Origin of the sequence: Neptunomonas japonica DSM 18939, assembly GCF_000422765.1 — a bacterium.
Classification (GTDB): Bacteria; Pseudomonadota; Gammaproteobacteria; order Pseudomonadales; family Balneatricaceae; genus Neptunomonas; species Neptunomonas japonica.
Genome location: NZ_AUGR01000009.1, coordinates 190,517 through 205,660, shown reverse-complemented (window position 1 = coordinate 205,660; position 15,144 = coordinate 190,517). Strand labels below are relative to the sequence as shown.

Below are 15,144 nucleotides of genomic sequence, written 5' to 3'. Positions count from 1 at the left end.
ATTAAGAAGGCGCTAAGTTTTGGATGTCCTCAACGGCGCGTTAGCTGCAACATTCGAGCTAACGTTGGACTCCTTAGGGCCGGAATAAACCATATAGATTAATGCGATAGGAGTTAAAACTAAGTACAGGGTTGCCAGAGAGGCGTGAACGTCTGAGAAGTAAGAGGCAAGTAGAGCAACAGCTAAATAAAAAACAATAATACCCGTTTGAGATAAGTAACTTTTCGCCAGTAAGTAATTCAAAGGACGCTGCTCTTTTGCATGATCAAAAAAGCGTTTATTAAAACTTAAGCGGAAAAATGTAGTTAAAAATGCAATCAGCAAAATGGCTGGGTACACAAAGTGATTAGGGAGAGAAGGGTCCAGTACACTTCTTAGCCACCATGAAACAGCATAAAAAATAACGGCACAAATATATACTTTATTACGGTCAATACTGTCGATCTTGTTTTTTAACAAATAGAAAATGACAGACAGCAAGACGGTCAATGAGACAATAACAATACCTAGCTCCTTGACGCTTTCTTGGGAAATCAAAAACAAAGAGACTACCCAGAAATAGCTTTCAAGAAAAAGGAACACGCCATCAAGGTAAAATACTACAGCAGAGTTGTTAGCGTCCTTAAAGCGAAATATTGAGGTGCTTTTAGGTTTTTGTGCATCGGTATTAACGGGGAAAAACTGGCTCACAGTCAGGAATGCATTCATCCGCTTTGCTTGAAAGAACCACATAAGCCCAGCTAAAGAGATGAACGAGCTAACCAACCATAATGAGTACTTTAGACTATCTTCTAGCATCAGGGCTCCCACTAAAATACCTAACTTTAAAACCACAACAACTAAAATTTGAAAGTTCCCAAACTGCTTGCCGGTTTGGTTATCAGTATTGGTTTGGCTAAATGGATTTTTGGGTTCAGATGTCATCGTGCTGAACAATACTCGCTGTGTTGTCCAGTAAAAACAGTTATATGCGCCGTTTAGTAATGCAGCAAACGCCCATATAAGTGGGGAGTCACTAAAAAGTAAAACGCCAACAAGAATCACTTCCGTAATAAATGATAAACCAATGATCCAGCGCCATTGCGACTGCTGGAACAATGCTTCCCATATCTTAAGTGAAACAATAAAGCCAAAACCGGTAGCGGCAATAAATAAAGCTATTCCCTCAACAGATACGCCTTGTTTTAGCAGCAGCACAGGTATGAAGAAGGGCAGTAGCCCAATCAAAAATGAGTGAATGCCTGCAAATTGGAAGAAACTCGAAGATACGGTTTTCATTAGTAAATATCTGCGTTACTAATTTCGATTTGATTGAGCTTATTGTAATAAGGGCTCAAATCTTCTTTTTTTCCATAGCGAGGGTAGTCATGCATTTTCAGATAAGGACGTGAATTCACTTCTAGGAAAATACACTTCTGATCATGAAATGAATGCTCTATACCCTTTTCGAAAATCACATCAATACCTAGTATGTTTGCATCAAACATGCCCAGTACATCTAAGAACAGTTGTTTGTTATCTTCTGGAATCGTGTCTTTATCAATAGTACGAACAGTACCACCTGGTGCTAACGATATGCGGTAAAAGAGTATGACGTCTTCCCCTTCTGGTGGAATGCTCTCGAGCGTATACTTGCTTTTTTTCAAGTAATTGATGGTTTGCTCGTTCTTTTCTATTGGGTAAATACAAGGATGTAGCTCCATTGCTTTACGAATGGTGTTCTCTTCGTCAATAAGTTCGCTAATCGTGTGTATCCCATCACCTGTAATAGTTGGTGGGTAACGTTCAATCACTGACATTAGCTCGCCTTTGATAGCGACGACACGGTAGTTGTGACCTTTTAAATACTGTTCAACTACGGTGGTAGGCCACCAAATTTTTGCTAGGAAAATAGCTTTCCATAACTCAGTAAAGCTGTTGATAGGAAAGTAACTACCACGAGAATAGCCGCTTACATTTGGCTTAATAACTAAAGGAAAACCATGTGTTTTTGCAAAACGGTGTGCGGTCATTGGGTTTAAAAATATTTGCCCTCTAGCATGAGGGACATTACCTTGACTAAATACAGCGCGAGCTTGTTCTTTAGAGCGGCAGCTTTTTCTCACTTCTAAATTATTGTAGCTACTACAGCCGTTCATATAACGCTGGCTTATCCAGCTATAAATTATCTTTTTTATATTTTGCATTACATGTGCTCGTCTTAGTCAGTGCGCTTAGTGCGCTGCATGAAACCTAGTTTCTTAAAGAATAGAAAAGGCTCATTGTGTTCTTCTGGTATAGTTCTTGTGATTTTTGCCAGCAACCAAGTACATTGGATTGCTAAGCTTAACTTTCTCTTTAGCGATGTGTTTTTGGTCAGCAGTACGAGTGGCATCGGTAAAAACAAGTTGATCTCAATAACTTTAAACTGGCCGTCTATTAACTTCTCTAATGAATCAGCTCGTACGCCGAAACGTGAAATCCGAAAGTGGCCAACCGTCTTTAAATGCCCCCACAATGCTTCGAGCTTTTCTTTGCATAACTGTGCCGTTACATCTTGGTATTCAGTCTGCTTATTATAAATACCATTAATCGGAAACTTGTCTGCACTGTGATTTACCACTTTCGTGACTGACAGCATCGCATACTGATCCGGCGCTTCATCTGATGGTATAACGAAAATTTCAAACTCAATTTTCCCTTGTGCCGCTTCTTGAATTAAGTATTGCGATTGTCCTGGTACCCTTTGGCTGCGAATAGCCTCCAACTCATCGATATTATCTGCTCTTCGAATCCCTTGGGAGTTCTGCCCCCATTCTGGTTTGGCGAAGACTGGGTAGGATTCTGGCTGCTTATCACCAGAGTCCAGCCACTGTTGTAAATGCCATTTTTCCGGAATTAGATCGTTAATATCCTGTTTGGAGTAGATGCCTTTGCCCTTATTAAAATAACCAGCGTTTAATTGAAAGTAATGCCATGGCATTACTCTCAATCGAAAGCACGAGACTATATAGGAAGCCACCAACAGAATTCGAATCATCATAATTATCTAGAACTTACAGTGTGTTGTTGCGGTTAGTATTGTTGTTTTTCCAATACGTAAAGTTAACAGCAGCCATAATCAACCCTAATACAAAGATAGAAACAGCGGCATAAAACAGTGAGCCGTGATCACTTTGACCATTATGCAATACTTCTATTCCTAGTGGTGTTGCTAAGTGGAAAAAAGCGGCTCCTGCCATAATTCCTGCTGCGAGTACGCCACCTACACTATGAATCAATGCACGCTCTGGTGCTTTACTGATAACACCTGCCTTTTTAAGGATAAAGAAGAGAATAGGAAGCAATAAAAAGAGTGAAACAAGCAGCTCGGCACTACCCACCGCGTAAGCTCCATATTCAGTAAACCATTCGCCTAAGCCGTTTGAGATAGTTGTGCTCATCCAAGCACCAATAGTTGAAAAAATATGCTGTGTGTCAGGGTGGCTTGAAAATTTGTAGGGTAAGGAGCTCAAAAATACCTTACATGTCCACGCAACTACCACCCAGCTAAATATTGTGATGATTCGAGATTTCATATCTTATCCTTAATATTCTTATTAGTTTTGTCGATTCAATTACTTAATAACGTTAGGCCAGTTTTTGTCAGCAGAGCTAATAAAGCCTTGTTTATCTTTTAGCCACTTGGATTGCACTTTTGCATCGTAGTTAAGATAAAGTTTCCCTTCATGAACAGTCCACTGAAGAGGATCGCCTTTTGCGGTGTCATTATTGGCAACCGCCCATGCACAATAGCCACCATATTGCGGCGCGTATTTTTCAGGGTTTGCTTTAAAAGCCGCCAAATTATCAGCATTTTTGAAACGCCATTCAGCACCTTTATATTCAGTTACAAAACGCTTATTACCTTCAACGGGCTTGTTTTCAGTAAAGTAAGCAACTGTATCGTAGCCTGCTACAGCTAGGTCACTGAAGTACGACGTATAAATAGGAGATTTAGCACTTGCTTGCAAAGAAAAAACCATCAATATTGCTGCAATTACTGAGCCCCATGCTTTTTTATATGAAAGTAGATTAGTCATTTGCGTACCCTCTGCACTTTTGTACTTGTTATGTCATTTTTGTTTGCATTCAAGTGAATAGCTTGACTACAAAAAGTAAGCTAACTATATATTTTGAATCTGAAATCAAACTGAAAAGAATGATTATTTTAATGTATTTACTCAGACAACACCCATGAAAAGTTATCTGTTTCATATCGGGAGTATTGATTCTAAGCACTTATGCTATAGATGTTATTTATTAACGACGCGGCCTCTCCAAAAACAGCTATTAAATTGATTGTTTTTTAGCCAAAAAATGATAAGTCCTCAGCATGTTTGTTTTTCAAGCCCTGAAAAGGTGGTTTCTGTACAAAAATAGACTAGATTGTCGACAATCTAGTTTTTGAAGATTAAAAAAAACGAATCAAAAATGCATATTTATCTCTAAGAAGGCCATGTTCGCCTTATGTCGTAGTTAAATTCGCCTTTTTTTTAGTTAAAGTACTTGGATCTTGTAGGCCGACTGTCAACAATAACAATAACGGCTCACATTAACGTAGTCCTGAAAATTAACTTACAAGCACAAAGGGCCCGCGCTATGTCCTACCAAGCAGAATATGAAAAATCGATAGAAACTCCAGAGCTGTTTTGGGGTGAGAAAGCAGAAGATATCCATTGGTTTAAAAAGCCACAAAAGATTCTCAGTAAAGATGAGAATGGTATCAGTCGTTGGTTCGCTGATGGGGAGCTTAACACCGCTTACCTAGCATTGGATTTTCACGTTGAAAACGGACGTGCCGAACAAGATGCATTGATCTTTGATTCTCCCGTTACGAATACAAAGATTCGTTATACCTATAAAGAACTGCGTGATGAAGTAGCAAAGTTTGCCGGTATTCTTAAAGCGCAAGGCGTTGCTAAAGGTGATCGTGTCGTCATCTATATGCCAATGATCCCAGAAGCCGTTATTGCTATGCTGGGTGTTGCCCGTCTTGGTGCTATTCACTCTGTAGTTTTCGGCGGTTTTGCTCCACAAGAGTTAGCCGTACGTATTGATGATGCAGAACCGAAAGTGGTTATCACCGCTTCTTGCGGTATAGAAATCAAAAAAGTACTGCCTTATAAGCCACTGCTTGATGAAGCAATTGAAAAATCAGCACACAAACCAAACAGTTGTATCGTATTCCAGCGCCCGCAAGTGACTGCTGAATTAATTGCTGATCGTGATATTGATTGGGCTACAGCCATGAAAACTGCTGAACCTGCTGATTGTGTTCCTGTTAAAGGTACAGATCCTCTCTATATTCTTTATACATCGGGAACTACGGGCAAACCAAAAGGTGTTGTTCGTGATAACGGTGGTCATGCTGTTGCGCTCAAATACAGCATGAAATCTATTTATAATATGGAAGCAGGCGACGTTTTCTGGGCTGCATCAGACGTAGGCTGGGTCGTTGGTCACTCATATATTGTTTACGCACCATTATTAGCGGGTTGTACTACTGTTGTTTTTGAAGGCAAGCCAATCAAAACTCCGGATGCCGGTGCATTCTGGCGTGTATGCGAAGAATACAAAGTAAAATCGTTGTTTGCTGCACCTACTGCATTTCGTGCTATTCGCAAAGAAGATCCTGATTCAGCGCTGTTAAAACCATACGATCTGTCTCACTTGAAAGCTATTTTCATGGCCGGTGAGCGACTAGATCCACCGACGTACACTTGGACGACAGAAACTCTTGGTAAGCCAGTTATTGATCACTGGTGGCAAACTGAAACGGGTTGGGCTATCTGCGGTAACTTGACAGGTGTTGAGATGAAAGAGCCCAAAGCGGGTTCTTCAACACTGCCTATGCCTGGTTTCAATGTGCAGATCGTTGATTCAGAAGGTAATGAGCTACCTGCTGGTGAGCAAGGCAACATTGCCATGAAGCTTCCACTGCCTCCAAGTTGCTTACCGACAGTATGGGGCGACCATGAACGTTTCCGTACGGGGTATCTAGCTGAGTTCCCAGGTTACTATTCAACGGGTGATGGTGGATATAAAGACGAAGAAGGCTATGTATTCATCATGGGTCGTACCGATGATGTAATCAACGTAGCCGGGCATCGCCTGTCAACAGGTGAGATGGAAGAGATTGTCGCTAGCCACTCAGCAGTAGCAGAGTGTTGTGTTATCGGTGTAAATGATCCGCTGAAAGGTCAGCAGCCTATCGGGCTGGTGCTTCTCAAGAATGGTATTGAGTTAGACGAGCAAGAGCTGGAAGCCGAATTGGTTGCCATGGTCCGTAAAGAGATCGGAGCGGTTGCCTGTTTTAGAAAAGCAATGGTTGTGCAGCGTCTTCCAAAAACCCGTTCAGGAAAAATTCTGCGTAAGTTGCTGCGCCAGATTGCTGATGGTTCTGGATACTCAGTTCCTTCAACAATTGATGACCCAGCTAGCTTACCGGAAATCGAGGAAATTTTGACTAATCACGGACTCGTGTCTAGTCAATAGTACCTCACCTAAGACCCTTAGTAGTTTTCAGGCAGCCTTTTGGCTGCCTTTTTTGTGGCTGTTTATTTTTATACCAGTTATGCATTGCCCGCCTTATTCTCTGCTAGGTGTTTAGGAAACAGTCTGTCCCTGTTATCTTTAATTTTTTTGAGTCTGTGTCTTATTGCCTAATTACCCTAATCTTTATGTTTATTCATAAAGGTAGGATAGGTGTGTCAGTAATGGAGATTATTAAATCGTCACAACTTCTAATTGATAAGTCACGTAACCATCTTCTCTATAACGGTGATGTGATCATTTTTGAGCAGCTACCGGCCATATTGGAATTAAATGCTTTAGACAGGCTTGTTCAAAATACCTTTTGGGAGATAGCTAAAGATTTTGTTTTTGGTGAGCCTATTAGCAAACAATTTAGTGCAGCATTTAATACCCAAATAGAGCAACTCCAAAAGTGTTCCTCTGAAGAATCCAAGTTAACTGCTTTGTTTAGATCTGGCCTTAAAAAAATAAGTATGGATATAGAGCGTAAGCATCATAACCTCTTCTGGAGATCTTGCTTGCTCTTCAAGTGCTCATTTACATGCCAGTACATAGAACTGCCACATTAAACAAATTCGATAAAATCGAGATACTCACTACTATGCAGAATACGTTAGCATCATCAAGAAGCTATAGAGGTTGTGTTTTTATGCTTCTTGCTATGGCAGCTTTTTCTATAGAAGACATGTTTATAAAAAGTGCTTCACAAGTTGTACCTCTCGGTTTTACTGTTTTACTTTTTGGCCTAGGAGGTTCATTTATTTTCTATTGTTTGATGAAGCATAAGGCAGAAGCAGTTTTTCCACCAGAAATGCGTAGCCGTACAATGCTTGTTCGTACTTTTTGCGAAATTATAGGACGCAGTTTTTTTGCCTTAGCCATTGTCATGATGCCTTTATCGAGCGCTTCAGCCATTCTTCAAGCCACTCCATTGGTTGTAGTGCTAGGTGCTTCGCTCTTTTTAAAAGAAAAGATACCAGTGACACATTGGATAGCTATTCTTATCGGTTTTATTGGTGTGATAATGATTGTTCGCCCAGGCTTAGATGACTTTGATTTCGCTTCTCTGTTTGCTGTTGTTAGTACCTTAGGTTTTGCAGGACGTGATCTTGCAACACGTGTCGCATCACCCAGGCTATCCAATGCTCAATTAGGGTTTTATGGTTTTCTTGTCTTAATAGCGGCAGGTTGTTGTTTATCACTAACCACTGATAAACCATTTAGCATAAATTTTGACTCTGGCTTACAAATAATAGGCGCAATACTTTTCGGTGTTATTGCGTACCACTCTTTAACAGTTGCAATGCGGTCGGGCTCTATATCGGTGGTTGCTCCTTTTAGATACTCACGAGTGATTTTTGCCATGATTCTAGGCATTATAATTTTTGATGAACGCCCAGATATCCTTACTATTTGTGGGATATTAGTCATAGTAATGAGTGGCTTATACCTTTTATTGAATAAAAGACGAGCTGCTAATTAGCTTCAACAATAAATATATTTCATATTAATAAACCATCTGATTTCTTTTAGAAATCTTGTACTACACTACAAATCAAATTTCAGCTCTAGCACATCTCTTTTCATGCTTTATCCTTTCTTAGGAATGTTGAAGATAAGAGAAAAAGGACTTTTTGATGTTTTCAACGATACGTTTCAAAGCTTACCTATTTGTAAGCTTTTTTGCTGTGACTCTGTTGCTTCAGGGGATTATGCAGCACTTGCAAGCCGAAAGAGTGCATACGCAGAGTGTTTACCTTGCCCATACGCAGAGCGCAATCATGACTCACCTGCATGTAATGCAGCTGGCAGTTATTCAGGTACAACAACGCCTGACGGATATTAGTGCAACGCGAGGGATGGATGGGTTGAATGATGGTTTTGATAAAGCCGCTAAAAGCGTTGAACTTTTTCAAACATCCGTTAAAACATTACGGCAAATAGATACTAAATTCAGTTTTGATTACTTAGCCTTGTTGCCTCTTATGGATAACTATTATGCTGTTGGACAGAAAATGGCTCATGCCTACGTTGATGGAGGTGCTCACGCGGGTAATGAAATTAAAGGGGAGTTTGATGTTACTGCCTCAGTTCTTTTCGGCAAGGTTGCTGAACTATCTAAACAACTTAATAACAAGGCCGATGAGCAGTTTGCCATTGAGCTAGAGTCCACAGAGTCAGCACAAGACGTTAATGTTCTCTTTTTCTGTATATTTGTAATCTTCCTATTAATCGCGCTGTTTGGTATCCATCGGTTTGTCCTTAAGCCGGTTCATAGTATTGTTGAAATGGCGCAAAACCTTGTGAACGGTGAGGGGGATTTGACTCAGCGTTTACCTATTAATGGAAACGATGAGCTAGCTCAGTTAGCACAAGCGTTTAATGCTTTCATTGAGCATACTGATAATCTAGTTTCACAGGTTACCAAGTCTGTCGTTAGGCTGGTACCTATGGCAAAAGAACTATCACAAACCAATAATAATATTGAGCAAGCAGCTACTGAGCAACGTGAGCGTAGTTTACAGGTCGGTAGCTCAATGGAAGAAACGACTGAATCAGCGAAAGAAGTAACTCTTCGGATTCAACGAATATCAAGTTCAGTAAAAGAAAGTGTTGAAACACTAAGTGATGGTCAACAAGTAGCACAGCAAACCATGCAGGGCATGGATCAGCTGTCTCTGGAGATTACCCTCATATCTGAGTCTATCGTTAAATTACGCACGGATAGTGAAAAGATAGAATCTATTATTGATGTTATTAATGCCATTTCTGAACAAACTAATCTTCTTGCTTTAAATGCAGCGATTGAGGCGGCTAGAGCAGGTGAGGCTGGTCGGGGGTTTGCTGTTGTAGCTGATGAAGTACGAACACTCGCTACCCGAACTAAAGATGCTACTGTTGAAGTTCAGAAAATGATCCTGTCAATTCAAAGCGGTGCTCAGCAGGCATCAGAAACAATGCAAAAGGGTATGTCGTCAGCCCAATATAGCGTTACTCAAGTAAATAAAAGCGCTGATGTGCTCAAGGGATTAACATTGGTCATGAATGAAATAGACAGCCAGTCCAATGAAATACAACAAGAAACTAAGAAGCAGAATCACCATTTTGATTCGGTCACTGAAAGCATTCATCTTATGGAATCTGAGTTTAATAATACGCTCGAGCATCTAAGTAGTAGCTTAGAGTTTGGAAACGATTTGAATAAGTTAAGCGATAAATTGCGCAACCTTATGGAAAAAATTAAAGTGACAGATACCGACTATAGCGATATGCCGCGCGCTAAAAAACGTTAATCTGATCTAAGAATGGCTTTTGAAAATGTATCATAATGTCGTTGAAAGCTTGCTTACTCCGGTAATTGTACCGTTCCATACCATCTCATAATGTGCGGCTTGATGTATGGAGCTTACTTGCAAGGGCGTCATTAGCCCCCAGCAAGCAGCTCCATTACGGCGTACTGAATGGTAACGAATACCATCATGTTTTCCTGCTTTAATTGTTGCCCCTAACTCGCGTGCTTGCGTGTAATCTTTAGGAGAGTAAATAGCATCAGTAGGGGCTATAATCAATCCATCCACTATGCCCACTTCGTTAAATTGGCAAATAAGCCCCCGAAAAACAAAGCGTTCATAAGAAAGCTCAGGCACATTGCTCCAGTAGACTTGTTGATGATATTGCACTTCTGCAATCGCCGTTTCTATGCAATCAGCTACATACAGAACACCAAATGAGCCATCACTGAACCGAGAGCCCTCTGGGTTTACGTGAGTAAAGGGGGCGGTAGCGTATGAGCATCCATGAATGCCAAACGGGATTTCAGTGCGAGGAATCAGCTGCAAGTCGCCTACTTCATTTTTAAGGCGAGGGTTAGTCAGGGCTTGCAGCGCATAGAGGCTTTCAAACTCGCTCGCATCAGCAACATCATCAAATAAACTGATAGGAGGGAACTTAGAATTAATTAACCGGTAACTTTTAATTTCTTCACTAGGTAAAATAGGCAGCTCGTTAATGTTTACCACTGGCTACCTCGCATACTGTCTATTCTACGAAAGGTTTCGTAAACAGCGACAAAGTCACCATTTCCCATTACTTGTAGAGGAGACCTACCTGCAAAGAAAGGATTGTAGTTAATCATCTTCATAAATCCGTAAAGGTTTTCAGGATTATCAAACACAATACGCAATGCCGCATGAATGTTTAAAATAAAACTTATGCGGGTAACCTGGTCACGATCTAGGTTGATGGCTTGCATGGCATCTTTCTTTTTAGCGCGAGCATAAGTGCTGTGAGAGACGCGTAAAATAGCCTCTCCTTGCTCCCCACTAGCGCCCCATTTATCTAAAATGGTAACAGCGGCTTTTAAACCTGTAGCAGCAGCGGCTTTATCAAATGAAGGTAATGGTAGATTTAGCATGGCAGCTCCCTATTGTCTTTACAGATACATTATATGTTTATTTATATCTTAAAATACACAAATGTAAATAAATATATGGAATTTAGCTTATGTAGCCCCTGTGTATTCGCAACGCCGCTTTATAAAAGCTATTTAAGCTTCACCTTCTCACTAATAGCGATTGTTCTTAGTTAACAATAGGAATTCTTTATCGAGCGCTTAGTAACGATCAATTTCTATTCCTTATCATCATTTTTTATTATTTCTCTTGTTGAATAACACATCAGTTCTTAAGGAGAAATACGATGTCTCAGTCTCTAATTAATACCGAAGTAAAACCGTTCAAAGCGAGCGCCTTCCACAATGGTGCTTTCATCGATGTCTCTGATGCTGATATTAAAGGTAAGTGGAATGTTTTTTTCTTTTACCCAGCTGATTTCACTTTTGTATGCCCAACAGAACTAGGTGACTTGGCTGATTATTATGAGCAGATGCAAGCAATTGGTGTTGAAGTTTACTCTGTCTCAACAGACACCCACTTCACACATAAAGCCTGGCATGACTCTTCAGAAACCATTGGGAAAATCACTTATCCAATGATTGGCGACCCCACCGGTGCTATTACTCGTAACTTCGGTGTAATGATCGAGGAAGTAGGTTTAGCTGAACGGGGTACGTTTGTGATTGACCCTGAAGGAAAAATCCAAATTATTGAAATCAATGCTGGCGGCATAGGTCGTGATGCAAGCGAGCTACTACGCAAAATTAAGGCAGCTCAATACGTTGCCGCGCATCCTGGTGAAGTATGTCCTGCTAAATGGAAAGAAGGAGAAGCAACACTGGCGCCTTCACTTGACCTAGTTGGAAAAATCTAAAAGACAAAATCTATTTTTATCATGAGCTTATATTGGCTTCTTCATGTGGGAAGAAGCCAATACCTTGGCTTTTAACAATACAGGCACACCCTAAAATAGCGTCAATAGGACACAGTTATGTTAGATACTAATCTAAAAAAGCAACTGGACACATACTTACAGAACATCGTTAACCCGATTGATATTACTGTGTCCGTAAACAGCACACCTAAATCTGCAGAACTATTTGAGCTAGCAACAGAAATAGCTGACATGTCTCAAAAAATTTCGTTGAATATCAACGAAAACAATAGTGGGCGAGTACCACTGATGGCGATAGCTCCAGCGGGTGAAGCTGCACGAGTAGAATTTGCCGGTATACCCATGGGTCATGAGTTCACATCGCTAGTACTTGCCTTATTACAAGCAGGGGGGCATCCGTCTAAAGTTGAGACGGCATTACAAGAACAAGCGAAACAATTACAGGGGGAATTTCATTTTGAGACCTACATATCTTTAACCTGCCAAAACTGCCCAGATGTTGTGCAAGCACTTAACCTAATAGCAACACTCAACCCTAATGTACGCCATACGATGATTGACGGGGCTCTATTTCAAGAAGAAGTGGGCGAGCGCAACATTATGGCAGTACCTTCAGTCTATTTAAACGGTCAGCTTTTTGGCCAAGGCCGTATGACATTAACTGAGATTCTTAATAAAGTAGATAGCGGAGCCAGCGAGAAGCAAGCAGCACAACTATCTGAAAGAGACCCATACGATGTGCTGATTATTGGCGGGGGGCCAGCAGGCGCTGCCGCAGCAGTGTATGCTGCACGTAAAGGTATTCGTACAGCGATTGTAGCAGACAGGTTTGGTGGCCAAGTGATGGACACTATGTCGATAGAAAACTTCATTTCTGTAAAAGAAACAGAAGGGCCCAAATTGGTGGCTCATTTAGAGCAACACGTACTCTCTTATGATGTTGATCTAATCGACAGCCAAAAAGCTAAGAAAGTGACTAAGGGGTCAATGGTCAGCATTGATTTAGAAAATGGTGCAACACTTCAAAGCCGCTCTGTAATCTTGGCCACTGGAGCGCGTTGGCGTGAAATCAATGTGCCAGGTGAACAAGAATATCGCGGTAAGGGTGTTGCTTACTGCCCGCATTGTGATGGACCTCTGTTTAAAGGCAAGCGTGTAGCAGTCATTGGAGGAGGAAATTCCGGCATTGAGGCTGCTATTGACCTTGCTGGAATTGTTGAGCACGTCACCGTACTCGAGTTCAGTGATGTATTGCGTGCAGACGATGTACTGCTGCGCAAAGCACGTTCAATGAATAATATCCATATCATCACTGAAGCGATGACCACGCAAGTGACAGGTGATGGTACTCGCGTGGATGGTCTTAACTATACTGACCGTGCTACTGATGAGTCGCATCATGTTGAAGTGGAGGGTATCTTTGTCCAGATAGGTTTAGTGCCTAATACCGAATGGCTGAAAGGAGATATCGAGCTGAGCGAACATGGTGAGGTCATCATTGACAGCCGTGGTAAAACATCAATACCTGGTGTGTTTGCAGCAGGAGATATGACGACGGTACCGTACAAGCAAATCATTATTGCGATGGGGGCTGGTTCTACTGCCGCGCTAAGTGCATTTGATTATCTAATCCGAACGCCACTACCTGAAACACAAAACCAAGCAGCATAGTTAACATTAAATAAATGGTCATCAGTGTCATGATGACCATCTAGACTAATAAGTGGGTTGCTATGCAGAACAGCCTTGTTCAGGCATAGCAATTGAATTACCAGCACCTTTGGGCCATTCAATATCAAAATGCCTTTCTTGTAATGCTTGTATCGCTACACGTATTGGCTCAGGCCATGCGGCACTGTGTCGGGTCTGCATATCAACACCCACTAATAAACACTCAATTGCCGCTAAGGTTTCTGTACCTTCTTCATTACGTAACTCATGCCATATACGTAAGCGTTTTCTATCACTCGATAGTAATTGAGAATGAGCAATTACCTTTTGGCCTTGGCGAACTTCTTTAAAATAACGTAAGTTGTTTTGCACAGTAAAAGCACTAAATTGGTGTTTCGCTCTGTGCACTTCATCCAAGCCAGCAGCATCCAAAATGGTATCAGTTGCCAATGAAAGCATAACGAGATAATAACCTTCATTAAGGTGCCCGTTATAATCGCAATAGCTTTCAGGAACGGGAGGGTACTGGGTGGTCAACATGACGGAATCCTTTTTCTGGCCGATGTGATTCATCAAGACTACAGGGTTAATAACTTGAGCATAGCGCATATCAAGTATTGGATGCGTATAATGCTACGAACGAGCGCCTGTTTCTAGTGCATGTTAGTAGAACATTAATGAAATCGAGTTTATGTCAATATCACCTAATGCAACAACACTTCCTATTTTGTATTCTTTTCGACGCTGCCCTTATGCCATGCGAGCTCGTTTAGCCATTTATAATAGCCATCTTGATGTAGAGTTACGTGAAGTTGTTTTAAAAGACAAACCCACATCACTACTCACTATTTCACCAAAAGGAACCGTGCCTGTTTTGCAGCTGCCTGATGGTCGTGTCGTAGAAGAGAGCCTAGATATCATGTATTGGGCTTTGCAACAGAGCGACCCTGATCATTGGTTGCCAAGTGAGTTAGTGCCTGTAATTCAGGCATTAGTAAAGCAAAATGACGATGAGTTTAAATATTGGTTAGATCGCTATAAATATGCAGATCGTTACTTAGAGCATCCGATGGAGTTCTACCGCTCTCACTGTGAAAGCTGGTTCGCCATATTAGAACAAAAACTTATATCGAATGATGGTTTCTTACTAACAGATCGCTACACATTAGCTGATATCGCGCTATTTCCGTTTGTGCGTCAATGCGCACATGTAGACCGTAGCTGGTTTTTACAGACACCTTATCTACATTTACAGACGTGGTTAGAAAAAATGATTAACTCAAGTTTGTTTATTCAAGTGATGCAAAAGCATCCACAGTGGCTGGCAGAGTAGAAAAGAATGGAGGTGGGTAAGCACCGCTAGAATATTCCTGCTAAACTTAGGGTATTGCTAGGATTGCGGTGTTATTTCAGGGAATTAATATGGATTGTTTAACGTGTAAAAGTAAGCTTTTACAGCAGGGAGCTGTCGATCAAGCAGCTGTTGTTGACTCATTAGGCGACAATACCAACCACGCATGGTGCAAAACCTGCGAAGTTATCGTCTGCTTGCCCTCCGATATACCTATGGATATCTTCACTGACTATGATCTATGTGAAGCTGAAGAGCATTAGCGATAAAAGTAATTG

The 15,144-nt window shown here is 41.1% G+C and carries 16 protein-coding genes; 8 read left to right on the top strand and 8 right to left on the bottom strand.

The genetic code is table 11. The features are described 5' to 3' along the window. Nucleotides 1-12: 12 nt before the first annotated feature. From G511_RS0107770 to G511_RS0107750, 5 genes are all read right to left on the bottom strand, one after another. A complete protein-coding gene (locus G511_RS0107770) occupies nucleotides 13-1,278 on the bottom strand; it encodes a hypothetical protein (RefSeq protein WP_028469141.1) in 1,266 nt (421 codons plus the stop codon). Then, the gene (locus tag G511_RS0107765) at nucleotides 1,278-2,186 is read right to left on the bottom strand and encodes a cyanophycin synthetase (protein ID WP_028469140.1); all 909 of its coding nucleotides are present in this window, start codon (nucleotides 2,184-2,186) and stop codon (nucleotides 1,278-1,280) included. Before G511_RS0107765 ends, G511_RS0107770 begins: the two co-directional genes overlap by 1 nt. A 14-nt stretch (nucleotides 2,187-2,200) precedes the next feature. Next, on the bottom strand, nucleotides 2,201-2,962 hold the full coding sequence (locus G511_RS22135) for a D-alanine--D-alanine ligase family protein (protein ID WP_245573835.1): 762 nt from the start codon (nucleotides 2,960-2,962) through the stop codon (nucleotides 2,201-2,203). A 73-nt stretch (nucleotides 2,963-3,035) separates the two neighbouring features. After that, nucleotides 3,036-3,557: a hypothetical protein gene (locus G511_RS0107755; protein WP_028469139.1), complete on the bottom strand. Its 522-nt coding sequence runs from the start codon at nucleotides 3,555-3,557 to the stop codon at nucleotides 3,036-3,038. Between the two features lie 39 nt (nucleotides 3,558-3,596). Continuing rightward, nucleotides 3,597-4,061 (bottom strand): YHS domain-containing (seleno)protein, encoded by a 465-nt coding sequence (locus tag G511_RS0107750; RefSeq protein WP_051221701.1) that lies wholly within the window; start codon nucleotides 4,059-4,061, stop codon nucleotides 3,597-3,599. Between the two features lie 529 nt (nucleotides 4,062-4,590). On the opposite strand from G511_RS0107750, the gene G511_RS0107745 reads away from it, so the two are divergent. The 4 genes from G511_RS0107745 (at nucleotide 4,591) to G511_RS0107730 (ending at nucleotide 9,848) form a co-directional block, all read left to right on the top strand. Beyond that, nucleotides 4,591-6,516 (top strand): propionyl-CoA synthetase, encoded by a 1,926-nt coding sequence (locus G511_RS0107745; protein WP_425411388.1) that lies wholly within the window; start codon nucleotides 4,591-4,593, stop codon nucleotides 6,514-6,516. A 221-nt stretch (nucleotides 6,517-6,737) separates the two neighbouring features. Then, nucleotides 6,738-7,124, top strand: a complete 387-nt coding sequence (locus G511_RS0107740) for a hypothetical protein (protein WP_028469136.1) — start codon at nucleotides 6,738-6,740, stop codon at nucleotides 7,122-7,124. Then, entirely contained in the window at nucleotides 7,097-8,038 is a 942-nt protein-coding gene (locus G511_RS0107735; RefSeq protein ID WP_281170407.1) for a DMT family transporter, read from the top strand. The genes G511_RS0107740 and G511_RS0107735 overlap by 28 nt, the downstream gene beginning before the upstream one ends. Before the next feature lie 154 nt (nucleotides 8,039-8,192). Further along, on the top strand, nucleotides 8,193-9,848 hold the full coding sequence (locus G511_RS0107730) for a methyl-accepting chemotaxis protein (protein WP_028469134.1): 1,656 nt from the start codon (nucleotides 8,193-8,195) through the stop codon (nucleotides 9,846-9,848). Between the two features lie 30 nt (nucleotides 9,849-9,878). Here G511_RS0107730 and G511_RS0107725 read toward each other — a convergent pair whose 3' ends face one another. Beyond that, the gene (locus G511_RS0107725) at nucleotides 9,879-10,574 is read right to left on the bottom strand and encodes an RES family NAD+ phosphorylase (protein ID WP_028469133.1); all 696 of its coding nucleotides are present in this window, start codon (nucleotides 10,572-10,574) and stop codon (nucleotides 9,879-9,881) included. Next, entirely contained in the window at nucleotides 10,568-10,969 is a 402-nt protein-coding gene (locus tag G511_RS0107720) for an antitoxin Xre-like helix-turn-helix domain-containing protein (protein ID WP_028469132.1), read from the bottom strand. The genes G511_RS0107725 and G511_RS0107720 overlap by 7 nt, the downstream gene beginning before the upstream one ends. A 284-nt stretch (nucleotides 10,970-11,253) precedes the next feature. On the opposite strand from G511_RS0107720, the gene ahpC reads away from it, so the two are divergent. Next, nucleotides 11,254-11,823: an alkyl hydroperoxide reductase subunit C gene (gene ahpC, locus G511_RS0107715; protein ID WP_028469131.1), complete on the top strand. Its 570-nt coding sequence runs from the start codon at nucleotides 11,254-11,256 to the stop codon at nucleotides 11,821-11,823. A 117-nt stretch (nucleotides 11,824-11,940) separates the two neighbouring features. Continuing rightward, entirely contained in the window at nucleotides 11,941-13,515 is a 1,575-nt protein-coding gene (gene ahpF / locus G511_RS0107710; protein ID WP_028469130.1) for an alkyl hydroperoxide reductase subunit F, read from the top strand. 60 nt (nucleotides 13,516-13,575) lie between these two features. On the opposite strand, the gene G511_RS22130 is transcribed toward ahpF, so the two are convergent. Then, nucleotides 13,576-14,055, bottom strand: coding sequence for a thioesterase family protein (locus G511_RS22130; RefSeq protein ID WP_036551597.1), 480 nt, complete (start codon nucleotides 14,053-14,055; stop codon nucleotides 13,576-13,578). Between the two features lie 151 nt (nucleotides 14,056-14,206). On the opposite strand from G511_RS22130, the gene G511_RS0107700 reads away from it, so the two are divergent. Both G511_RS0107700 and G511_RS0107695 read left to right on the top strand, forming a co-directional pair. After that, nucleotides 14,207-14,848, top strand: coding sequence for a glutathione S-transferase (locus G511_RS0107700; RefSeq protein ID WP_036551594.1), 642 nt, complete (start codon nucleotides 14,207-14,209; stop codon nucleotides 14,846-14,848). 89 nt (nucleotides 14,849-14,937) lie between these two features. Next, a complete protein-coding gene (locus G511_RS0107695) occupies nucleotides 14,938-15,129 on the top strand; it encodes a hypothetical protein (protein WP_028469128.1) in 192 nt (63 codons plus the stop codon). Nucleotides 15,130-15,144: the final 15 nt, after the last annotated feature.